The 21,784-nt window shown below is 59.5% G+C and carries 17 protein-coding genes; 6 read left to right on the forward strand and 11 right to left on the reverse strand.

The annotated features are described in order from the left end of the window. Positions 1 to 58: 58 nt before the first annotated feature. Together ACOYJL_RS05685 and ACOYJL_RS05690 are read right to left on the reverse strand one after the other, a co-directional pair. On the reverse strand, positions 59 to 1,408 hold the full coding sequence (locus ACOYJL_RS05685) for a 6-phospho-alpha-glucosidase (protein ID WP_433569256.1): 1,350 nt from the start codon (positions 1,406 to 1,408) through the stop codon (positions 59 to 61). Between the two features lie 335 nt (positions 1,409 to 1,743). Further along, positions 1,744 to 2,694, reverse strand: a complete 951-nt coding sequence (locus tag ACOYJL_RS05690; protein WP_433569257.1) for an undecaprenyl-diphosphate phosphatase — start codon at positions 2,692 to 2,694, stop codon at positions 1,744 to 1,746. 208 nt (positions 2,695 to 2,902) lie between these two features. On the opposite strand from ACOYJL_RS05690, the gene ACOYJL_RS05695 reads away from it, so the two are divergent. The 3 genes from ACOYJL_RS05695 (at position 2,903) to ACOYJL_RS05705 (ending at position 7,802) form a co-directional block, all read left to right on the forward strand. Continuing rightward, the gene (locus tag ACOYJL_RS05695) at positions 2,903 to 3,367 is read left to right on the forward strand and encodes a universal stress protein (RefSeq protein WP_433569258.1); all 465 of its coding nucleotides are present in this window, start codon (positions 2,903 to 2,905) and stop codon (positions 3,365 to 3,367) included. 290 nt (positions 3,368 to 3,657) lie between these two features. Beyond that, positions 3,658 to 4,761, forward strand: coding sequence for a coiled-coil domain-containing protein (locus ACOYJL_RS05700; protein ID WP_433569259.1), 1,104 nt, complete (start codon positions 3,658 to 3,660; stop codon positions 4,759 to 4,761). Positions 4,762 to 4,847: 86 nt separating this feature from the next. Further along, complete coding sequence (locus ACOYJL_RS05705) at positions 4,848 to 7,802, forward strand: insulinase family protein (protein ID WP_433569260.1); 2,955 nt, start codon at positions 4,848 to 4,850, stop codon at positions 7,800 to 7,802. Between the two features lie 230 nt (positions 7,803 to 8,032). Here ACOYJL_RS05705 and ACOYJL_RS05710 read toward each other — a convergent pair whose 3' ends face one another. Beyond that, a complete protein-coding gene (locus ACOYJL_RS05710; protein WP_433569261.1) occupies positions 8,033 to 8,572 on the reverse strand; it encodes a nitroreductase family protein in 540 nt (179 codons plus the stop codon). Between the two features lie 120 nt (positions 8,573 to 8,692). After that, positions 8,693 to 9,853: a pyridoxal phosphate-dependent aminotransferase gene (locus ACOYJL_RS05715; protein WP_433569262.1), complete on the reverse strand. Its 1,161-nt coding sequence runs from the start codon at positions 9,851 to 9,853 to the stop codon at positions 8,693 to 8,695. Positions 9,854 to 10,340: 487 nt separating this feature from the next. Here ACOYJL_RS05715 and nrdD point away from each other — a divergent pair, with 487 nt between their 5' ends. Together nrdD and nrdG are read left to right on the forward strand one after the other, a co-directional pair. Next, positions 10,341 to 12,563, forward strand: a complete 2,223-nt coding sequence (gene nrdD / locus ACOYJL_RS05720) for an anaerobic ribonucleoside-triphosphate reductase (protein WP_433569263.1) — start codon at positions 10,341 to 10,343, stop codon at positions 12,561 to 12,563. A 149-nt stretch (positions 12,564 to 12,712) separates the two neighbouring features. Beyond that, positions 12,713 to 13,261, forward strand: coding sequence for an anaerobic ribonucleoside-triphosphate reductase activating protein (nrdG, locus tag ACOYJL_RS05725; RefSeq protein ID WP_433569264.1), 549 nt, complete (start codon positions 12,713 to 12,715; stop codon positions 13,259 to 13,261). Between the two features lie 82 nt (positions 13,262 to 13,343). On the opposite strand, the gene ACOYJL_RS05730 is transcribed toward nrdG, so the two are convergent. The 3 genes from ACOYJL_RS05730 to ACOYJL_RS05740 form a co-directional block, all read right to left on the reverse strand. Continuing rightward, a complete protein-coding gene (locus ACOYJL_RS05730; protein WP_433569265.1) occupies positions 13,344 to 14,099 on the reverse strand; it encodes a M48 family metallopeptidase in 756 nt (251 codons plus the stop codon). A gap of 11 nt (positions 14,100 to 14,110) precedes the next feature. Next, complete coding sequence (locus tag ACOYJL_RS05735; protein WP_433569266.1) at positions 14,111 to 14,368, reverse strand: hypothetical protein; 258 nt, start codon at positions 14,366 to 14,368, stop codon at positions 14,111 to 14,113. Between the two features lie 79 nt (positions 14,369 to 14,447). Beyond that, positions 14,448 to 15,278 carry a type III pantothenate kinase gene (locus tag ACOYJL_RS05740; RefSeq protein ID WP_433569267.1) on the reverse strand — a complete coding sequence of 277 codons (831 nt, stop codon included), beginning with the start codon at positions 15,276 to 15,278 and terminating at the stop codon, positions 14,448 to 14,450. A gap of 161 nt (positions 15,279 to 15,439) precedes the next feature. Between ACOYJL_RS05740 and ACOYJL_RS05745 the strand changes: the two genes are divergently transcribed. After that, positions 15,440 to 17,143, forward strand: coding sequence for an OPT/YSL family transporter (locus tag ACOYJL_RS05745; RefSeq protein ID WP_433569268.1), 1,704 nt, complete (start codon positions 15,440 to 15,442; stop codon positions 17,141 to 17,143). A gap of 100 nt (positions 17,144 to 17,243) precedes the next feature. Here ACOYJL_RS05745 and ACOYJL_RS05750 read toward each other — a convergent pair whose 3' ends face one another. The 4 genes from ACOYJL_RS05750 to ACOYJL_RS05765 form a co-directional block, all read right to left on the reverse strand. Then, positions 17,244 to 18,452, reverse strand: coding sequence for a MalY/PatB family protein (locus tag ACOYJL_RS05750; RefSeq protein ID WP_433569269.1), 1,209 nt, complete (start codon positions 18,450 to 18,452; stop codon positions 17,244 to 17,246). Positions 18,453 to 18,514: 62 nt separating this feature from the next. Continuing rightward, entirely contained in the window at positions 18,515 to 20,209 is a 1,695-nt protein-coding gene (locus ACOYJL_RS05755; protein WP_433569270.1) for an ammonium transporter, read from the reverse strand. 9 nt (positions 20,210 to 20,218) lie between these two features. Continuing rightward, entirely contained in the window at positions 20,219 to 21,001 is a 783-nt protein-coding gene (locus ACOYJL_RS05760; RefSeq protein WP_433569271.1) for an amino acid ABC transporter ATP-binding protein, read from the reverse strand. A gap of 12 nt (positions 21,002 to 21,013) precedes the next feature. After that, positions 21,014 to 21,784 carry an amino acid ABC transporter permease gene (locus tag ACOYJL_RS05765; protein WP_433569272.1) on the reverse strand — a complete coding sequence of 257 codons (771 nt, stop codon included), beginning with the start codon at positions 21,782 to 21,784 and terminating at the stop codon, positions 21,014 to 21,016.

The following is a 21,784-nucleotide window of genomic DNA, read 5'->3' on the forward strand; positions in this document are numbered from 1 at the left end:
CGAGCGGTCGCCTTGCCCTTACCAAGGAGCTGCCCTTCCCGACAGCTCCAAACTTCCGTTAATGAAGCTCTGGCCAGTAATCCTTGTTCTCCTCGATCAAAACGTCGAGAATTTCGCGAGCCTTGTTGGTGTCGTTCACAAGACGGTTGAGCGTAAGTGCCTGCATGACCTTGGAGTAGCTGTGCTCGAAGTAGGCATCCACAAGCAGCTTCTCGCAGGAGACCTGCTGGACGAGAAGACCCAGGTAGAACTGCGGGATGTTGCCAACGCCCATGGGACGAGGGCCATTGGCGGTAAGCTCGGCCACAACCTCAACCATTGCGTCGTCTTGCATGTTGTTGATGAGACCGTTGTTCTCGGTGATGATGATGTAGCGGCGACCGGTGTTGTGAGCGATGGCGGAAGCAACCTCGATCATCATCTCTGCGTGGGCGTCGGAGTGGATGTCGACGATGCCCTTGGTGGTGCCGGCCTCGATGCAGCGGTGGCACTCACCGAACGCGCGAGCCTCCCTGCCCTCGATGACCTCGTCGGCACGGGTCTTGTTGCCAGCGTCCAAGCGAGCCTTGTTCAGATGCTCAAACTTGTAAAGCGGATACAGGTAGTACTGGTCGTAGGTGTTGGGGAGGTAGTCGGGGTAGTCCTCCATCATCATCTGGACGTTGCCGTACGTCTCCAGCCAAGAAGGATCACGCTGCTCGGCGTCTTGCGGGAGGAAGCCCTTCTCGTGAACGAGCTTGCGGATCTTGGGCATAAGGTCCTCGCCCGTCGGCTTGTAATACATGTGCGTGAACCAGCCATAGTGGTTAAGGCCAAAGTAGACAGGCTCAAGGTCGTTCCAGTCAACGTCCAGAAGCCTGCTGGTGGAGCGAACGACGTTTTCGGGCTGGTCGCAGATGTTGAGGATGCGCTTGTCGTCGGGGAACTCGCGGCGAAGAGCCTCGGCAACGATTGCCGCAGGGTTGGAGTAGTTAAGGCACCAAGCGTTCGGCGAGTAGCTGCGGATGGCGTGGATGGCATGGATCATGTCGCCAATCGAGCGCATGCCATATGCCATGCCCCCGGCGCCTACGGTCTCCTGACCAATGATGCCGTGGTCAAAGCAGGTGTGCTCGTCAGACCAACGACCCTGCAGGCCGCCGGAGCGCATCTGCATGAAGATGAAGTCCATGTCCTTGTAGGCCTCGGCCTCGTCAGTCGTATAGCTGATCTTGGCGTCGGGATACATCTCGCGGAAGAGAATCTCGCCAAACTGGCCAACGGGGCGCTGGCGATCGCCGTCGATGTCAAAAAGGACAAGGCGATTGAGAGGGAAGTCCTTCTGCAGGCGCACGAAAGACTTGAGGAAACCAGGGGTATATGTGCTGCCGCCGCCGACGATGCAGACGTTATAACGCTTCTCGCTCATTGATGCTCACACCTTTCCGTTTTGCCGCCAAAGCGCGGGTGACGCGCTTTTGAATCGGCTTTACTTGCTGCTTGCGAATTCACCATACGTGACCGGGAAGGCGTTAAGGAGCACACGAAGGTTTCTGGTTCAGATACCCTGATATGGAATTTGTTTCATTTTATGAAACAGCATTGTATTGCTTTCTACCTGCAATTTCTTTGTATTTGTTAGTATCTGAGCTTCATTTTAAGCCACATTGACGCCAACTTGAGACGAAAAGAGAAACGCCCGGACCAGGCAATGCGGTCCGGGCGCTCCAAACGGCGCATATATAAAAAGTTTTCCTTCAGGCACTACCCCAGAAGAGCGAAGTACGCAATGACGACAATGCCCAGGATGATGCGGTACCAGCCGAAGGGCTTGAAGTCGTGCTTCTTCACAAAGTCCATGAGGAAGCGGATGGCGGCAAGAGACACGAGAAACGCGACGACGCAGCCCACAAGAAGAATGGTCACCTCGTCCATCGTGAAGGTGTTGCCCTTGACGAAGTACTTCACAAGGCGAAGCCCCGAGGCGCCAAACATGACAGGGATGGCCATGTAGAACGTGAACTCGGCAGCAACTGCTCGCGAGCAGCCCAGAAGAAGGCCGCCGATGATCGTGGATCCAGAGCGAGAAGTGCCCGGCACGATGGAAAGCACCTGGAAAAGGCCAATGCCGATGACCGTCTTCCAATCAAGCTCGTCGATGTCCGTCACGCGCGCGTCGGCATCGGCAAGCTGCGAGACGGTAAGAGGCTCAGCAGAATGGGCTACGGCAAGGTGCTTGGGCGTGTAAACAGAGCCTGTAGCTGCGGCTTTGCCCGAAGCGAGAAGCCCTGCCGCCTTGCGCTCTCGCACCGACTCGATAGCGATGAACGCAATGCCGTACGCAATGAGGGCTGCGGCAATCACGAAGGGGCTTCCAAGATGCTCCTCCATCCAGTCGTCCAGCGGGATGCCCACGATGGCTGCAGGAATGCAGCCTACGATGGCCTTTCCCCAAAGCGACCAAGTTTGGCGCTTCTCGGTGGCGTTCTTCTTAGATGAGAACGGGTTCAGCTTGTGGAAGAACAGCACCAGGACGGCGATGATGGCTCCCAGCTGAATCACCACGAGGAACATGTCCCAGAAGTCTTGGCTCACGTCCAGCGGCATGATCTGGTTCAGCAGCAGCATGTGACCAGTTGACGAAATGGGCAGCCATTCGGTGATGCCCTCGACAATGCCGTAAATGACAGTCTTTACTATCTCGATGAGATTCACAAATGCCTCCCTCACGAGGTTCGGTGGAGAAAGTCAGATTGGTCAATCTTCGCGCGAGATGACCATGCTTTCGTCTTCGCGGGCGAGCTTCCAAGGAAAAACTACGCTGACTGACAAAGGCGGTACCGTCCGCCAGTTACGTTTCGCGCTCGGCGGCGCCAAAGGGGTAGACAGAAAGCAATGTAGGTCTCTCTGAAGGGGGCACATCATGGCAGAAACGACTACGACCACTTATCAGGACCTTGGCTACGACAAGATTTTTGTCTCCCTTGACGGCACCGACAAGCAAAACGAGGTGCTGAACCGCGCCATCGTGCTGGCGGCAAATGACAACGCAGAGCTCTACATTGGCCACGTGATTGACTCCACGGCCCTCGAGACGGCCGGGTCATTCCCTGTTGACCTCATCCCCTCTCTGGAGAAGGACTTCAGGAACTCCATCGCCGACCAAGTTGCCGAGGCTGAGTCCGAGCCGCAAATCAAGAAGGTCGAGGTCATCGTTAAGGCCGGACGCATCCGCGAGACCTTGAAGGACGAGATGATCGACGTGATCGAGCCTGACCTTGTCATCTGCGGCGCGCGAGGTCTCTCATCAATTAAGTACGCAATTCTCGGCTCTATTTCTACCTTCTTGACCCGCTCCGTCCCTTGCGACGTGCTGGTTGTGAAGTAAGCGATAAGCCGTTTACCTGCGCGGATATCAAGAAATTTATAAAATAGCCAGTTTTATGCACTCTCGATTTTTACAGTCTTTTTTCGTGCCTAGGTGTTTCGCCGTGTCGCGGAAATATGCTAAAAGCGTGAGGTCATAAACTCTGGTATAAAATACGCTGTCGTAAGAGAGAAGGTGAACGCGGGCCCCTAGGGCACGCCGACAGCGGAGGTATAGCCTTGCAAGCGACTGCCCAAACAAGACCATGCTCAAGGGCGCTGGCCCTTATCGCCTTGGGTCTTGTCGCCACTATGGTGGCTGTACTGGTACGACCCGTAAGCGCGCTGGCAGAGACCATCGACGAGCTGACTCAGCGAGTGACCGAGACGAGCGCCGCCTACGACGAAGCCACTGAGCGCGTCACTGAGATCCAAACTCAGATCGACCAGAACCAGCAGCGCATCCAAGAGATCAAAGAGCAGCTGCCCAGCGTTCGCGAGCAGGCCGCCTCGAGCATCCGTTCGCAGTACAAGCTCGAGCAGAGCTCTCTTGGCATCATTGACCTGCTGCTCTCGACCGATGACTTCTACGACTTCCTCCAGGCAGTCCAATTTCTTGACTCCATCTCGTCTTACAACACCGACCAAATCACTGAGCTTGTCAGCTTGACGAACGAGCTGAACGACACTGAGGCAGAGCTTGACACCGAGCTTGCCGCTGCCCAGCAAGAGCAGCAAAATGCCGCCGACGCCTTGAAGGAAGCCCAGGACGCAAGGACCGCCCTGCAAGAGCAGATTGCAGAAGAGCAGGCTGCCGAGGAAGAGGCCGCAAAGCAGGCCCTTGAGGAAGCCGCCACTGACGCAGGCAGCACCTTCACCACCGAGTCCGGCACCGAGGCCACCGTCGAGGTTCCGGCAAGCTCCTCCGATGACTCCAGCTCTACCAGCACCGACACGAGCTCCGACACTTCGAGCAACTCCGGCAGCTCCTCTTCTGACAGCTCCAACTCTGGCAGCACCGACTACAGCGGCAGCACCGTCAATTGGAACACCGACAAGGCAACGTTTGTCTCAAGCTGGGGCTCTCGCATCAACTCGTTCCTCGCCGGCTCCCCGCTTGCTGGCTACGGCGAGACCTTCGCCGAGGCAGCTTGGACTTACGGCATCGACCCCAGGCTCTCCCCTGCCATCGCAGCCGTCGAGAGCAGCAAGGGCCTGTACTGCTTCAAGTCTCACAACGCTTGGGGCTGGGGAAGCTCAAGCTGGTCCGACTGGAACACCGCCATTTGGGCGCACGTCGCCGGCCTCTCCTCTGGCTACGGCTCGTATCTCACGTGGTCGATGACCCAGAAGTATTGCCCGCCCAACGCGGCAAAGTGGTACTCGTCGGTCGCAGCATACATGGAGCAAATCTAGCGCACAGGGCCTCTTCGGAGGCCCTGTTTCATATGCGCGCGGGCAAGGTGATACAGTCATGAAGTCCAAGTATCAAGGAGGATCACATGAGTGACACCGCATCATCTTTTCAGAAGGACTTCCTGACGCCGGACCCTTCGCTTGCCCCAGGCAGCGTCCACGCCGGGTTTGAGGTTCTTTCCGCAACGCCCGTCCCCGAGGTCTCCGGAACCATCTACGTTATGCGCCACCAAGCAAGCGGCGCTCGCGCCATGTGGATTGCTTGCGCCGACAACAACAAGTCGTTCGCAATTGCCTTCAAGACCCCGCCGGCAGATGACACGGGCGTCTTCCACATCATTGAGCACTCGGTTCTTTGCGGCTCTGACGACTACCCCGTGAAGGAGCCTTTTGTCCATCTGCTGAAGACGTCCATGCAGACGTTTCTGAACGCCCTCACCTTTAGCGACAAGACCATGTACCCCGTGGCCTCTACCAACACTGCCGACCTGGAGAACCTCATGGGCGTCTATCTTGACGCCGTCCTTCACCCGGCAATCTACCAGCGTCCTCGCATCTTCCAGCAGGAAGGCTGGCATTACGAGCTCTCCGAGGACGGCTCTACGCTCAGCAGAAACGGCGTCGTCTTGAACGAGATGCGCGGCGCCCTTTCCGACCCGGACGAGACTCTTTACCTTGAGATCCAGCGTGCGCTCTTCCCCGACACGCCGTACCACTATGAGTCGGGCGGCACTCCCGAGGCCATCCCCACCCTTACGTACCAGGGCTTTATTGACGCGCACGCCCGCCATTACACGCTTGCCAACAGCTACACGATCTTCTATGGCGACATGGACATTGACCGCGAGCTTGCCTTTGTCGACAAGCGTTTCCAAAACGCAGCAGACCGCCAGGCTGGTGCGCCAAACCCGCTTCCCGCGCAGGCGCCGCTTCGCGCAAACGACAAGAGCTTCTCGATGGCAACTACGCCGGACAACGCTTCCGTCGGCCTTGCTTACGTGATCAAGAACCCCACCCGCCAGCGCACCTTGGCAGTGGACGTTCTTCTCGACGCGCTTTGTGGCTCAAACGAAGCGCCGCTCAAGAGGCGTGTTCTGGACGAGGGGCTTGCAAACGACTTCCAGTACGCGCTGGTGGACGACGTTCTGCAGCCTCACGTGGTCTTTGAGCTCAAGGGGGCCCGCGAGGGAGCGGCCCAGCACTTCCGCAGCCTGGTCGAAAAGTACTGCTCGCAGCTGTCCAAGGAGGGGATTCCCAAGGAGAAGCTCTCCGCCTCCCTCGCCCAGGCCGAGTTCAATCTTCGTGAGGGAGACTACGGCTACTATCCCACAGGCGTCGCTCTCTCTATGCGCGCAATGTCCAGCTGGCTTTACGACGACGAGCGCCCGTTTGACTACCTGCGCTACGAGGACGCCCTCTCCCAGCTGAAGGACGGGCTCGACAAGGGCTACTTCGAGAGGCTGCTGAGCGAGCTTGTGCCCGAAAGCGACCACACGGCTCTCGTTGAGCTTGTCGCCTCCGACAAGGAAAATGGAGGAAGCGACACGCGGGAGCTTGCGGAGAAGCTCGCCGCCATGAGCCCCGAGGAGCGCAAGAGAATTTCCGACGACGTCCTGGCGCTCCGCTCAGAGCAGGAGGCTCCCGACAAGCCTGAGGACTTGGCGAAGCTGCCCACGCTGGGAGTCGCTGACATCCTCGAACCCAAGGCCGAGCCCCAGCCCGCCCGCCCCGAGGCGCCGCTCCCCTGCATCGCGCACGAGCTCGACACCCACAAGATCGACTACGTCTACCACTACTTTGACATTCGCCGCGTCGGAGCCGCCGAGCTTCCCTACGTCGGAATCCTGCTTGACCTTCTCGGCAAGCTGGACACCAAGCTCCACACGGCCTCGGAGCTAGACACGCTGATCGAGCAGAACCTAGGCGGGCTCAGCTTCTTCTGCGAGACCTATGGCGACGATGACGACCTCTCGAGCGCGCGCCCGGCGCTTGTGGTATCGGCCTCTGCGCTCTCCGAGAACGTCGAGGCACTGGCCACCATTCCGCAGGAGGTCTGGGGCAAGACGCTCTACTTTGACCTCGACCGCATTCACGACATCCTGATGCAGCGAAAAGTTGCCATGGAGCAGGACTTCATCACCAGCGGCCATGCGGCTGCGCTCGCGCGCGCAACGTCTTGCTTCTCGGCGGCCGCGCTTGTCTCCAACAAGATTGCCGGCATCGACTACTACCTCTTCTTGAAGAAGCTCCTTGCCAACTGGAACTATCGCAAGACCGTGCTGCCTGACATCCTGTGCAACCTTGCCGACCGAATCTTTACCGCCGACGAAGTCACGGTGAGCTTTACGGGATCTGCCGAGGATCGCGAGCGTTTCTGGGCGGCGGGCGGCACCCTTGGCCTTGAGGAGCAGGGCCACAACGTATGCGAGCACCGCTTGGAGATGCCTTCGTGCGAGGTCAAGCGCGAAGGATTTGCGATTCCGTCCGACGTCAGCTACGTCGTGCGTGCGAGCGCACCGGTTGACATCGACAAGGGAAACCTTGGCACCTGGGCGGTTGCGTCAAGCGCACTCTCGCTCGACTACCTGTGGAACAGGGTCCGCGTGAAGGGCGGCGCATATGGCGTCGGCTTCCGCGTCAGCGTCGACGGGCTTCGCCGCTTCTGGTCGTTCCGCGACCCAGGCGTGAGCAGCACGCTTGCCAGCTACGACCAGGCCTCCGCATGGCTTGGGGGCTGGCAGCCGACCGACGACGAGCTCACCGGCTACATCGTCTCGTCCGTCGCGAGCATCGACGCGCCCGTGAAGCCTAGGCAGCTGGCAAGGCGCCAGGACATCGACCTCTTCAACAACCGTGCGCTTGACTGGCGAAACACGATGCGCGAGCAGGTGCTTTCCGTGAGCGCGGCCGACGTGCGAGCGCTTGCTCCTGCCATCGCTCCCGGTGCGTCGCCCGAAGCCGTCTGCGTCTTTGGGCCCAAGGCAGCTCTTGATGCGTCTGACGCCAACCTCGAAGTAACGGAGCTGGTCGGAAAGGAGTAGCTCCCGGCGCACGACGCCGCATGGCGAGCTCCCGCACAATGGGGAGGCGCCCCGCGGACACGAGGCGAGCCCCACGCGACCGGCAGGCACCCCTTACGACAAGAGTCGCCACCTGCGGATGCGCCGGAGGGCCCCAAGCGGCAGGGCGGCAATCCAGAGAGGGCCCCGCGCGGCAGGGCTGGCTGTCGCGCGGGGCCCTCGTCGCCCGTCGTGTGGAGCACGCGGCGAAACTAGATCAGCACGTCCTCAAGGGAGCGCTTCGGGACGTGGTGGACGCTCTCGGCGTCGCGCCAGTAAGCAACGCCGTGCTCATCGTCCACGTCTTCCAGGACGACCTTCTCGGCAGCAACGCCAAACGCAAGGATCAGCTCGGACGAATAGCCCTGCTCCGCCGTTCCCATGATCTCGTCGACGTCCTTGTCAAAGCTGCGCAGCATGCAGCAGCGCACTCCGCGCGTCGTCGCTGCCAGCGACATGGTCTGCGCGGCAATGCCCGTGTCGATCAGGCGAATGGCGTTGTCAGCCATCTTCGTGGGAGCGCAGATGGCGATGTAGCCTTGCGGACGCTCGCCGACAGCGGGCCCGTCCCAATCCTTCAGAAGCGCCGCCCAATGCAGTCGAGCAAAAATCGCTTTCTTCTCAGCCTCGGTCTCGGCAATGTGAAAGCGCAGTAGCTGCAAGTTGTTGCCGCACGGAGCAAAGCGCGCCACGTTCACGAACGCCGTCAGGTCGTCCACGCTTAGCGGCTCGTCCTCCTGGAACCTTCGCACTGTACGCGATGCTTTCACCAGGTCCGAAAAGCTCTTCCCCATACTACATGCCCCCTCGGCATCTCGCTCCCAACGAGACGCCTGGTCACGGCGCTGCCCTACGTGAGCAAACGCCTCTGTCTATATTCCTGCCGCGGCAATCCTCCGGCAGGCCTCACGAAGTTGCTCGGGGGGCATGACCAGCGCAAAGCGCACGTAGCCCTCCCCCGACGGTCCAAAGCTTGAACCCGGCGTGACGACGACGCCGGACTTCTCCATAAGGTCAAGGACAAACTGGACAGAATCGGTGCGACCACCAGGAATCTTTGCCCACACGAACATGGTTCCGGTTCCGGTCGGGCGCTCCCAGCCAGCCTCCTCAAGACCGTCGCAAAGGGCGCGGCGGCGCTCCTCGTATTGATGGCGCTGCGTCTCAACTTGCTCGCGCGGACCAGTCAAGCAAGCGATGGCAGCATCTTGCTCGGGCAAGAACATGCCAAAGTCAACTTGGCTGCGAAGCTTGCGCGTTGCGGCAATGATGTCGGGGCGACCGACCAAGAAGGAAAGGCGCGCGCCCGTCACGTTGAACGACTTGGAGAGCGAGAGGAACTCCACGCCCACCTCGCGAGCCCCCGGATACTGGAAGAAGCTTCCGCCAGGAGTCGGGCCGTCGATGATGTCGGAATAAGCGTTGTCGTGAATGATCACGATGTCGTGAGCCTTGGCAAAGGCGATGACCTGCGCGTAGACCTCGGGCGTTCCGACGGAGCCCACGGGGTTTGCCGGCAGCGAGACAATCATGTACTTGGCGGCGTCGGCAACGTCGTCGGGAATGCCCTCCACCCAAGGCAAGAAGTCATGCTCGGCGGTCAGGGGGTAGAACCAAGGCTTTGCGCCAACGAGAAGTGCGGAGCCTTGGAAGATGGGATAGCAAGGATCGGGGACAAGCACCGTGTCGCCAGGGTTTGCAAGAGCCGAGCAAAGATGGCTCATGCCTTCCTGAGTGCCTCGGCAGCTCATGACCATGTCAGGCGTGATGCCCTCCACTCCAAAGCGGCTTGCGTAGTAATCGCAAACAGCCTTCAGAAGCTCGTCCTTGTCGTGCAAGGCGTACTTCCAGTTGTTCGGGTCAGACGCGCTTTCCCGAAGCGCATCGATCACGTGCTGGGGCGGCCTGAAGTCGGGCGTGCCAACAGAGAGGTCCATAACGTCGCGACCCTTTGCCTCAAGCTCGCGGCGGCGCGCGTTCAAAGACGCAAAGACCTCCGCTCCAAACAGGTCGACTTTCTTCGAGAACTGCATCTGAATCAAATCCCTTCCCGTGAGAGGTGCACAGGAAGAAATCTAGCCCATCCAGAAGCGAGGCAAAAAATAGGCAGCGCAATCGTTACATTCGGGAGCCGCCACGCCCGCCCCATCCCCGCCCGGCGCGCCAGAGCCTCGCCCCGTGGACAGAATGTGAAGCCGACTTGTGGCCAAATCTGGCGGGCACACAATACCTTGTGCCTTATGTGTCCTCTTGCGGTCCGACATGTGTCTTACTTTTGGGGCTGTTGGTTAAGTGCTTGATGTTTAGCCATTTCCTCACCTGCGAGAACGCAGCAATATGGCTCCGTGAAAGCCGCTCACCGAACAACAATATGTGGGGGCGATTCTCAACACAGACCACAATAGGTTGCGGTATAGTTGTCTTCGCCGCACCGCGGATAGGCGTCCCGCGGAGGCAAAAAGTAGCATTACCGCACGTCAGACGCGCTAAAAACTTTGCACGTAAGAAGGATGTGGAACCATGAAGATCATCAAGCGCAATGGCTCAGAAGTCACCTTCGACGTCACGAAGATTGAGAATGCCATCTCCAAGGCCAACCAAGAGGTCCCCGAGGACGAGCGCCTCACCGAGCGTGAGATTCGCTTCGCCTCCCTCAACGTTACCGACGAGTGCATGGAGGCCGGCCACACCGTGACCGTCGAGGAGGTCCAGGACCTCGTTGAGGACCAGCTGATGGCCCTCGATCACTTCTCCGTCGCCCGCAAGTACATCATCTATCGCTATGTCCAGAACCAGAAGCGCCAGAAGAACACGACAGATGACAAGATCCTCTCGCTGATTGAATGCAACAACGAGGAGGTCAAGCAGGAGAACTCCAACAAGAACCCCACCGTCGTCTCCGTCCAGCGCGACTACATGGCTGGCGAGGTCTCCAAGGACCTCACGATGCGCGACCTTCTTCCCGCCGACATCGTGAAGGCTCACGAGGAGGGCATCATCCACTTCCATGATGCCGACTACTACGCGCAGCACATGCACAACTGCGACCTCATCAACCTCGACGACATGCTGCAGAACGGCACGGTCATCTCCGGCACGCTCATCGAGCGCCCGCACAGCTTCTCCACCGCCTGCAACATCGCAACGCAGATCATCGCCCAGGTGGCCTCCTGCCAGTACGGCGGCCAGTCCATCTCGCTGACGCACCTCGCTCCGTTCGTCGACGTCTCCCGCAAGAAGATCCGTCGCCAGGTGTACGCCGAGATGGAGACCATCGGCTTCAAGGCCACGCCCGAGCAGATCGACGAGATCGTCGAGAAGCGCCTTCACGACGAGGTCTCGCGCGGCGTCCAGACCATCCAGTACCAGGTTGTCACCCTTATGACCACCAACGGCCAGGCGCCGTTCATCACGGTCTTCATGTACCTCAACGAGGCGCGCAACCAGCAGGAGAAGCAGGACCTGGCCCTGATCATCGAGGAGATGCTCCGCCAGCGCTACCAGGGCGTCAAGAACGAGAAGGGCGTCTGGATCACGCCGGCATTCCCCAAGCTCATCTACGTGCTTGAGGACGACAACATCCACGAGGGCGACCCGTACTTCTACCTCACCAAGATGGCTGCCAAGTGCACCGCCAAGCGCATGGTGCCTGACTACATCTCCGAGAAGAAGATGCGCGAGTACAAGCTTTCCAAGGGCGAGAAGCCGGGCGAGGGCGACGTCTACACCTGCATGGGCTGCCGCTCCTTCCTGACCCCCGACCGCTCTGGCAACGGCTTTGACAACGTCGCCAAGGCAAAGAACTACGAGCCGGGCAAGCCTAAGTACTACGGCCGCTTCAACCAGGGCGTCGTTACCATCAACCTGCCTGACGTCGCGCTTTCTTCCGGCGGCGACATGGACAAGTTCTGGGAGATCTTCGACGAGCGCCTTGAGCTTTGCCACCGTGCCCTTCGCTGCCGTCACGACCGCCTTTGCGGCACGCTCTCCGACGCTGCTCCCATCCTTTGGCAGTACGGCGCTCTGGCCCGTCTGGACAAGGGCGAGACCATCGACAAGCTTCTGTATGGCGGCTACTCCACCATCAGCCTTGGCTACGCTGGCCTTTACGAGTGCGTGAAGTACATGACCGGCAAGTCTCACACCGACGAGGAGGCCAAGCCCTTCGCCCTGCAGGTCATGCAGCACATGAACGACAAGTGCGGCGAGTGGAAGGCTGCCGAGAACATCGATTACTCGCTGTACGGCACGCCGCTTGAGTCCACCACGTACAAGTTCGCCAAGTGCCTGCAGCGCCGCTTCGGCATCGTCAAGGGCATCACGGACCACGGCTACATCACGAACTCTTACCACGTGAACGTTCGCGAGGACATCGACGCCTTCACGAAGCTCAAGTTTGAGTCCGAGTTCCAGCGCCTGTCCCCTGGCGGAGCAATCTCTTACGTCGAGGTTCCCAACATGCAGGACAACCTGGAGGCCGTCATCCGCGTCATCCAGTACATCTACGACAACATCATGTACGCCGAGCTCAACACCAAGTCTGACTACTGCCAGGTTTGCGGCTACGACGGCGAGATCAAGATCGTGGAGGACGACGGCAAGCTGGTTTGGGAGTGCCCGAAGTGCGGCAACCGTGACCAGTCCAAGCTGAACGTTGCCCGCCGTACCTGCGGCTATATTGGCACCCAGTTCTGGAACCAGGGACGCACCGAGGAGATTCGTGACCGCGTGCTGCACCTGTAGGATTTAGCGTATTTGGGGGTCGCCCCCATGTCCTATGCCGTTAGGCATTCGTGCCTCGCGACTCACGGCTTAAGGACATGGGGGCGACTTCTTGTGACCGCAACGCGCAAGGGCCTCTCTTTGCGCAAAGAGCTTTGAGGTTGGGAAGCATGAATTACGCAAACATCAAATATTGCGACATTGCAAATGGCATTGGAGTCAGGACGACGCTCTTTGTGTCTGGGTGCCGCCTGCATTGCCCCGGATGCTTCAACGAGGAGGCATGGGACTTTCAGGCAGGCGAGCCCTTTACGAGCGAGGTAGAGGACAAGATCGTCGAGTCCCTCAAGCCGGCGCACGTGGACGGCCTTTCCGTCTTGGGCGGCGAGCCCACCGAGCCCGAGAACGCCGCTGCCTTGGCGCCGTTCCTTGAGCGCGTTCGCAAAGAGCTCCCCCAGAAGAACATCTGGATGTACACCGGCCGCACGTGGGAGCAGATCACTGGCTCGGGCGACCATGCCTCCCCCGACATCGACCGCATCTTGGCTTGTTTGGACGTTCTTGTGGATGGCCCTTGGCGCCAGGATCTGTACGACATCACGCTGCGCTTCCGCGGGTCTTCCAACCAGCGCTTGATCGACGTTCCCAAGACGCTTCAGCAAGGAAAGATCGTTCCTTGGGTTGATGACCCGATCTTCTCGTCGCATGAGTGGGAATAGCGCAACGGGCGCCACAAGCTAGCAAGCGATTGAAGCCGACCTTTGGGGTCGGCTTTTTTGCGGCTCTGGGAAGGGAGAAGGGCTACGGCAAGCGCGGAGTCTGGCGAAGCTCAGCCCTGACGCGGCGCCAGTCGGGAAACGAGCGCTCTAGCTGGGCGTAGAAGGCGTCGCTGTGATTGGGCACAAGAAGATGGCAAAGCTCGTGGCAGCAAACGCCCAGAAGGCATTCCTTAGGCCTTGCGGCCAGCTCGGTTGCAAGCCAAATGCGACGGCGCTTGACGGAGCAAGACCCCCAGCGCGTCCGCATGTCGCGAACGTGCCAATCGTCGCAGCTGACGCCCACCAAGGACTGTGCCCGCGCAGAGACCTCGGGCAAGGCGCGGAGAAGCTCTTCCTTCCGCATGTGAGCGACAAGCTGCCGGCGGTATGCCACGCCCTGATCGTCCGCACCTTGGAATTTGGGCGGAACGCAAAGCGTCACAGTGCCGGCGAGAAGATCAAGCTCGTAGCTTGGGCGGCTTGCCTCTTGCAGAAGAATCGTAAGCGGTTGGCCCCAAAGGTACGTGACGTCGCCGGAAAGGTAGCTGCATTGGCTAGCCGGCGCCTCTTGCGACTGAACGCGGGCAAGGCTCTTGGCAATCCAGCCTTCCTTCTGGCGCACGAACTCTTGGGCGCTCTGGCGGGAGCAATGCCAAGGGATGCTGAGCTCAACGCGCCCGTCATGCGTCACGCGAAGGTTCATGTTCTTTACGCGCTTGCGAGAAACCCGCACGTTGGTTCCTGCAGCAGAGATGAAAAAGCCGCCGGACGCTTTGCCGGCGGCTCTTGTTGATGCCATGCAAGCTCCCCTTATGCGCGCGCCACGTGAGAGCAGCCCCAGACAAACGCGCAGATGGCCAAGATGACCGCCAAAGCTGGGACGCCGACGACGCCCAGCAGAAGCGTTCCCAGGAAGAGCCATCCAAAGACGCTGAACGTGACACGGATGGTCCAGCCAATCAGCTTGAAAACAAGACCGACAACCGCGAACAAAAGCCAGATGCCCAGCGCGACGAGCATGGCAGGGGCCAGCAACGCCGCAAGCATAACTGCCAGCAAGGTGAACATCTTTGCTCCTCTCCCCCGCTCGTTAAGCGGACAACGTGGACTGATAATGTGCGTATCCTACCCAAAGCAAGCTTATACGTTACATGTTTCGCGCGTAGAGCTGATGGAGTCCACGAAGCGTCAACGTCTGGTCAACGTGCGCCTCATGCGCAAGAAGCGGCGCCATCTGGGCCGCCAAGCTGCCGGTGAGGACAACGGTGGCCTTCTCGCCAAGCTCGTCAAAAACGCGGTCGATAAGCCCGTCAACGCGCTCGATCTCGCCAAACACCAAGCCCGACTGCATGGCCTCGCGCGTCGAGCGGCCAATCACAGACTTGGGCTCCCTAAGCTCCACGATGGGAAGCCTGGCGGCTGCCAGATGGAGCGCTTGGGCCCCCAGCATGATCCCCGGAGCGATGATGCCGCCCAAAAACGTCCCTTCGCGGTCGATGACCTCGATGTTCATGGTTGTCCCAAAGTCGACGGCGACGGTAGGGGCGCCATACGTGGCGCGAGCGGCCAGCGCGTCGGCAATCCTGTCGGGACCAATTTCGGCGGGGTCTCGATAATGCATCTTGAGCCCCGTCTTCAGCCCCGGGCCAACAACGCTAGGGCGCGTCTTGCAAGCCGCCGCCAAGCCGGCCTTCCAAGCGTCGTTCAGCTGAGGGACCACGCAAGAGAGAATTGCGCCGATTTCGGGAAGAGCAGATCCGCCTTGCTTGAGGTCGCAAGCAAGCATGCGAAGCACTTGCGTCGCTTGCATGCGAGCCTCGTCAGCCGTCAAGCGCTGCGGCGTCGTAAGCTCCCACGTTCCTATGGGCTCGTCCTTCTCGCCTGCACCTGCCGCAAACAAGCCGAAGTTGGTCGAGGTGTTTCCCACGTCGACGGCAAGCACCGGCAAGGCGTGCGCTTGCGTATTTGAGGATGGCATTTCTTTAGCACCTTCTTGTAGCTGGGACTCTGTCCGTAGAGGTCAATGGCTATACTGTACCAAGTCTGCGAGGCTTGTCCGGTCGCGCAGGCACCAGTAACCCGACTTCTCGGCTCGCGAGGCGTGCCAAGGGGAAGCGGATATACGCGAAGGAGTAGAGCATGGACAATCAGCAGGACCGCGCTTCTTGGCGCGGGCAGCTAACGCTGCGCGGAGTCATCATTGGCTGCATAGGCTGCGTCATCATCACGGCGTCTTCAGCCTATACGGCGCTCAAGTTGGGAGCGCTTCCTTGGCCTATCGTCTTTGCGGCCATCGTGTCGCTTTTCTTCCTGAAGCTTGTGAGCAAGGGAAAGACCTCGCTTAACGAGGCAAACGTCACCCACACCATCATGTCCGCTGGCGCCATGGTTGCAGGCGGCCTTGCCTTCACCATCCCTGGCGCTTGGATGCTCGGCCTTGGCGACCAAGTGAGCTTTGGAGAAGTGCTCATCGTTGCCCTTGCAGGCACCGGCCTTGGCCTTGTGGCAACCGCCATCATCCATCGCCACTTCATCATCGACACCGACCTTGAGTTCCCCATGGGCGCCTCTGCAGCAGAGACGCTGCGCGCGACCGAGGCTGGCGGAAAGACGGGCAAGCGCCTCTTTACCTCCATGGGCATCGCTGGCGTCTATGCCGTCTTGCGCGACGCTTTTGGCGTCCTTCCGCAGATGCTTGCGCAGCTTGCCATCCCCGGCGTGACCTTTGGCATCTACAACTCGCCGATGATGATCTGCGTTGGCTTCCTTGTTGGCGGCGTGGCCGTCATCTGGTGGTTTGCCGGCGCCGTCCTTGCCAACTTTGGCATCATCGTGGGAGGCAGCGCCGCTGGTCTTTGGACCGCGGACGCTGCTCAAGGCATCGTGAAGAGCTTGGGCATGGGCCTTATGATGGGCTCTGGCCTTGCCGTCGTGCTTAAGGACATCCTTCCGCAAGTGGCAAGCATTGCTCGCGGCGTCAAGAGCGACGCCTCTAGCCAAGACGGCACCCAGTCCCTTGTCACTGGCTCCGTGCGCACTGACGCAGGCACCTTTGCCGTCATCCTTGCCGCAATCGTCCTTCTCATTTGCATGGGCCTTGGGCTTGGTCCCATCGAGGCGATCGTCGTCGTTCTTCTGACCTTCGTGACCACCGCCATGAGCGCTCAGTCTTGCGGCCAGACCGGCATTGACCCCATGGAGATCTTTGGCCTTATCGTCCTTCTGATTGTTGCCGCCTTCTCCGACGTCCAGCAAGTGCAGCTCTTCTTCATTGCTGGCATCGTGGCCGTTGCCTGCGGCCTTGCAGGCGACGTTATGAACGACTTCAAGGCCGGCCACATCCTGGGCACCAACGCTCGCGCCCAGTGGATTGGCCAGGCAATCGGCGGCATCCTTGGCGCCATCGTTGCCGCTGCCGTCATGATGACCCTTTACCAGGCTTACGGCGCAGACGCCTTTGGTCCTGGCAAGGCGTTCGTCTCCGCCCAAGCAAGCGTCGTCGCCACGATGGTCTCGGGAATCCCCAGCGTCAGCGCCTTTGTGATCGGCCTTGTGGCGGGCATCGCCCTGTATTGGGCAGGGCTTCCCGCAATGATGCTTGGCCTGGGCGTCTACCTGCCGTTCTACATGTCGTTCACCGCTTCGCTCGGCGCACTTCTCGCTTGGATCATGAAGCGTGTCCGTGCCAGCAAGAACGCCAGCCTTCCGGAGGCAGAGCGCGCCGCCAAGGAGGCAGACGCGCAAGAGGCTGGGCTTGTTGTGGCATCCGGCATGCTGGGCGGCGAGTCCATCGTGGGCGTGATCATTGCCCTCATCAGCGTCGTGGCTGGGCTTGCGGCATAGCCTTTTCAAACGCAGCCAACAGCTAGAAAAGCAGACCCCCTTCTCGACCAGCGGGAAGGGGGCCTTTTTGTGCCGGACCTGCCGTGGGTCAGCCGAACGTTTACGCGTTGAAGACGTACTTGTCCAAGCGGCCGAACGCCTCTTGCACGCGCGAGAGCGGCAACGCCAAGTTCATGCGCACGTGGCAAGGACCGTGGAAGGCGCGACCGTCTTGCCAATCAACGCCCACGCGCCAGCCTTCGTGCTCAAGCCAATCGATGTCGCGGCCATGCTCCTGGCACCACTTGGTGCAGTCAAGGAACAGCATGTACGTGCCTTCGGGGCGGAAGACGTCCACGCCCTCGAAGTGCTTCTCGATGTAATCGCAAGCCCAAGCGATGTTTCCGTCCAGAACTTGGAGAAGCTCATCAAGCCACTCCTCGCCCGTCTTGCTGTATGCGCCAATCAAGGCATGCATCGAAAGCACGTTCATCTCGTTGTAATGGCACTTGGAGCTCTTTGCCACAACGCGATCGCGCAGGTAATCGCTATAGATGATGTGGTAGCTGCCGACAAGGCCGGCCAAGTTGAACGTCTTGCTGGGTGCGTACAGCGCCACGGTGCGCTGGCGGGCGTCGTCGCTCACCGACTGCGTGGGAATGTGCTTGTGACCAGGCATGATGAGGTCGGACCAAATCTCGTCCGAAATCACGACGCAATCGTGCTTGCGGTAGATCTCCATGGCGCGCTCAAGCTCCCAGCGCTCCCAGACACGACCGCAAGGGTTGTGCGGCGAGCAGAACACAGCCACGTGGATGTTGTTCTCCTCCAGCTTGCGCTCCATATCGTCAAAGTCCATGCGCCAGACGCCTTGCTCGTCCTTGACCAGCGGAGAAAGCACGATCTTGTAGCCGTTGTTCTCGATGCAGCCGGTAAAGCCAATGTAGGTAGGGCTGTGCAGAAGCACCGGGTCGCCGGGGGCGGCAAACGACGTCAGCGTAGAGATAAGGCCGCCCAAGACGCCGTTCTCATAGCCGATGTGCTTGGGCTCAAGGCCCTCGACGCCGTTTCGGCGGCTATGCCAGTCGATGATCTCTTGGAAGTACTCGTCGCGCGGGGCAAAGTAGCCAAAGGCGGGGTGCTTTGCGCGCTCGATGATGGCGTCGGTGATGGAAGGGGCCGTAGGAAAGTTCATGTCGGCCACCCACATGGGGATAGCGTCAAAGCCCTCCGCAGGAGGCTCGGGGGCCATCCCGCCGGAGCCAAGCGCGTCCACGGCAATGGCGTCCATGCCATGCCGTTCCATAATTGATGTGAAGTCGTACTTCATAATGTGCCCCGCCCTTTCCTAATTGCTGTGTCTACCAGCGTCGCGTTTAGATGTGGCGCTTGCTAGGAAGTAACCTCGTCCACGCTTTGAACTGCATCAAAGCCATGCTCGCCAGTACGGACCTTAACCGCCTCGGCAACGCCAAAGACAAAGATCTTGCCATCGCCAATGTGACCAGTGTAAAGCGCCCGGCGCGCTGCAGTGACAACATCGGCAACAGGCACCTTTGAAACTACGACATCAACCCTAACCTTGGGCACAAGCTTCACGTCCACGGGAACTCCTCGGTACGTTTCGCGAGCCCCTTGCTGCTCGCCGCAGCCGCTCACTTCGCTCACCGTCATTCCCGTTACGCCAACCTCGCTCAAGCGCTCTCGAAGCGCAGAAAGCCGAGCTGGTCGACAGACAATTTGGACAAGCTTCAAGCTGCAACCGTTAGCCCCGCCTTCAAGCACCAAAGGGACCGCCTGGTCTACCGGCAAGTCAGGGACACGCCGAGAAGCGCCGCCACGAGAGCCGCCAACCGCCGGCATGTACGCGACAAAGGCGTTGTTCAACGTAGTGCCTGAAAGCCCAAGGCCTCCTGTCTCCTCGTCGTCCAAGACGCGCAAGTCATGCGATGAACGTACGGCGTAAAGCACCACCCAAGCAAGCGCCGCAGACCAAGCGCAGATGGCTAGGGCGCCGAGAAGCTCCACTCCCAAAAAGCCGGGATTTCCCCAGAAGAGCCCTCCCTCGCCAAAGACTCCAGTAGCGGCAAGACCAAGAAGGCCGCAAAGCCCATGCGTAGCGATGGCGCCAACGGGGTCATCAACGCGAAGGATGCGCTCGATCCACTCGGAGCCAAACACCACGACCAGCCCCGCAAAGACGCCTACCAAAACCGCCTCAAGAGGAAAGATTATGTCTGCTCCGCTTGATACGGCAACGAGCCCGCCAATAAGACCGTTAAGCGACATGGGCACGTCAATGCAGCCATAGCGAAGCTGCGAGACAGCCATAGCCATAAGCGTCGACACGCTTGCCGACACAAGCATGACCAAGTACGCATTGCCCAGCGAGTCATATGAGCTCGTGCCAAAGACAACAAGCGACACTCCCATAAGGCCGAACCAGCCGACAAATACAAGAAGCGTCCCCTCTAGACACAGCGTCATGCTTTGACCGGGAAGGGCGCTGACGCCTCCTTTCTTCTCGGCATCGTACTTTCCGGCACGAGGCCCCATGAGGGCGCAAGCCACCAAGGCGACAACGCCAGCCACAACATTCAGTGACGCGGAGCCGGCAAAGTCATGAAACCCCAGCTGGGCAAGCCATCCCGTCCCCCAGGTCCACCTGCTTACAAACGGATAGACAAGAAGGCCGACAACAATCCCAACGGCAACCATGCACCCCAGGTTGGAACGCTCTGACAAAGCGCCGCAGACCACGTTTGCCAGGACAGCCACGATCACCGCTTCAGAAGCGACAAAGAGCGAGAAGGACACTCCCTCGGGAAGGTCCGGGCCGTAGTTGCCCAGCGTGAAGAAGTCCAGGACGCCAAAGAAGCCTCCTTTGCCACCAAAGAAGAGGCCAAATCCCATAAAAAGAAACGAAAGCACTGCCACAAACGTCACCAGCAAGTGCCGCACAATGGTTCCCGAAGTGTTCTTGCGCCTAACGGACCCAAGGTCAAAGAGGGCATATCCAGGGACCATGAGGGCGGCAAGCGCAGCCATGGCAACCGTCCATACAGTTGCAGAAGTTATCTCTGGCATGGCTACCTCCTAGGACAGCGGCGCCGCGCCGACGCCCATAGGATGCGTAACGCGCTCAAGGAACTTCTGCGTGCGAGCTTCCTTTGGGTGCACCAGAATCTCCGAGGGGGCGCCTTGCTCGACAATCACGCCGCCTTCCATGAAGATCACGCGCGACGCAACCTCGCGAGCAAACGCGATCTCGTGCGTCACGATCACCATCGTGATGCCGGTCATGGCAACGTCTTTGATGGTCGAAAGAACTTCTCCCACAAGCTCCGGGTCAAGGGCGCTGGTAGGCTCGTCGAACAAGATAACGTCAGGGTCCAAGATCAGCGCCCTCGCAATGCCGGCTCGCTGCTGCTGACCACCGGAAAGCTGAATGGGATAGTAGTCGCAGCGCTCGGACAGTCCGACCTTCTCAAGCACTTCTCGAGCTGCCGTCTCGGCGTCTGCCTTGGGCACTTTCTTTACTGTGACAAGACCTTCCATCACGTTCTGAAGGATTGTCTTGTTCTTGAAGAGGTTGTAGTTCTGGAAGACCATAGCGGTCTTTCGTCGCAGCTCAATGACCTCGCGCTTGCGATGGCTCTTTGCGTCAACCGTAAAGCCGTTGATCGAGACGGTTCCCTCGTCAGCGGGGTCAAGAAAGTTGATGGTGCGAAGAAACGTCGTCTTGCCCGATCCGGATGGACCCAGAATGACAACGATCTCGCCTTTCTTGACGCTCAGGTCAACGCCACGAAGAACGTGGTTGTCGCCAAACGACTTGTGAATTCCCTTTAGCTCAAGCATGTACTCTGAATCAGACATAGGACAGACCCCCTACTCCCCAGCTCCAGCAACGGCCGCCGCGGCAGCGCCTGAGCCCGCGTCGGGCTTGGACGTGCCAACGCTTCTGTCCAAGTGACGAGAAGCGCGGCGCTCGATGGAGCGGAAGATCCGGTTGAAGATGTAGCTCAGCACCTCATAGATGATCGTCGCCATGATGTAGGCCTCGATATATGCATAGCTGCTGTTGGCAAGAAGCGTTGAGGTTGCCATGACCTCATAAACGCCAACGAAGTAGGCAAGCGACGTGCCTTGGACAAGGCCGACGAAAAGACCGTTCAAGTTGGGAAGGGCGCTTGTGAATGCTTGCGGCAGGACGATGCGCAAATATGCCGTAGTTGTGGTCATCCCGACGGATTCCGCAGCCTCAAGCTGCCCCTTGTCAACAGCCAAGATGGAAGAGCGAAAGACCTCGGAAGAGTACGCAGCTTGCTCGAGGACAAATGCGGCAATTGCGTAGACCTCGGAGGGAACCCCGCTCACATCAACGGTGCGACCGATAGAGCTTGCGTAGCTGTAGATGACAAGCGGAAGCGTGTAATACGAGGCAAACAGAATCACGATCATGGGCACGGAGCGCATGAACGAGACGAAGACGGTGCAGAGCTGGCTCAGCACCGGAACGCGAGCATTCTTTGCCAGCGCAATCAGAAGCCCCAAGGCCCATCCAATGGGGATTGAGATAAATACGAGAAGCAAAGTCACGGGAACAGAAGCCAATACCTGCGGAAACGCCTGGGCGATAAACGACCAATCAATGCTCAT

The sequence above is a fragment of the Tractidigestivibacter sp. genome (assembly GCF_050946515.1).
Classification (GTDB): Bacteria; Actinomycetota; Coriobacteriia; order Coriobacteriales; family Atopobiaceae; genus Tractidigestivibacter.

Bases quoted from the DNA above. Each gene is read 5' to 3' on its own strand.
- ACOYJL_RS05685 (WP_433569256.1), bottom strand. From the start codon at position 1,408: ATGAGCGAGAAGCGTTATAACGTCTGCATCGTCGGCGGCGGCAGCACA.
- ACOYJL_RS05695 (WP_433569258.1), top strand. From the start codon at position 2,903: ATGGCAGAAACGACTACGACCACTTATCAGGACCTTGGCTACGACAAG.
- ACOYJL_RS05700 (WP_433569259.1), top strand. From the start codon at position 3,658: ATGGTGGCTGTACTGGTACGACCCGTAAGCGCGCTGGCAGAGACCATC.
- ACOYJL_RS05705 (WP_433569260.1), top strand. From the start codon at position 4,848: ATGAGTGACACCGCATCATCTTTTCAGAAGGACTTCCTGACGCCGGAC.
- ACOYJL_RS05715 (WP_433569262.1), bottom strand. From the start codon at position 9,853: ATGCAGTTCTCGAAGAAAGTCGACCTGTTTGGAGCGGAGGTCTTTGCG.
- nrdD (WP_433569263.1), top strand. From the start codon at position 10,341: ATGAAGATCATCAAGCGCAATGGCTCAGAAGTCACCTTCGACGTCACG.
- nrdG (WP_433569264.1), top strand. From the start codon at position 12,713: ATGAATTACGCAAACATCAAATATTGCGACATTGCAAATGGCATTGGA.
- ACOYJL_RS05730 (WP_433569265.1), bottom strand. From the start codon at position 14,099: ATGGCATCAACAAGAGCCGCCGGCAAAGCGTCCGGCGGCTTTTTCATC.
- ACOYJL_RS05735 (WP_433569266.1), bottom strand. From the start codon at position 14,368: ATGTTCACCTTGCTGGCAGTTATGCTTGCGGCGTTGCTGGCCCCTGCC.
- ACOYJL_RS05740 (WP_433569267.1), bottom strand. From the start codon at position 15,278: ATGCCATCCTCAAATACGCAAGCGCACGCCTTGCCGGTGCTTGCCGTC.
- ACOYJL_RS05745 (WP_433569268.1), top strand. From the start codon at position 15,440: ATGGACAATCAGCAGGACCGCGCTTCTTGGCGCGGGCAGCTAACGCTG.
- ACOYJL_RS05750 (WP_433569269.1), bottom strand. From the start codon at position 18,452: ATGAAGTACGACTTCACATCAATTATGGAACGGCATGGCATGGACGCC.
- ACOYJL_RS05755 (WP_433569270.1), bottom strand. From the start codon at position 20,209: ATGCCAGAGATAACTTCTGCAACTGTATGGACGGTTGCCATGGCTGCG.
- ACOYJL_RS05760 (WP_433569271.1), bottom strand. From the start codon at position 21,001: ATGTCTGATTCAGAGTACATGCTTGAGCTAAAGGGAATTCACAAGTCG.
- ACOYJL_RS05765 (WP_433569272.1), bottom strand. From the start codon at position 21,784: ATGAGCATTGATTGGTCGTTTATCGCCCAGGCGTTTCCGCAGGTATTG.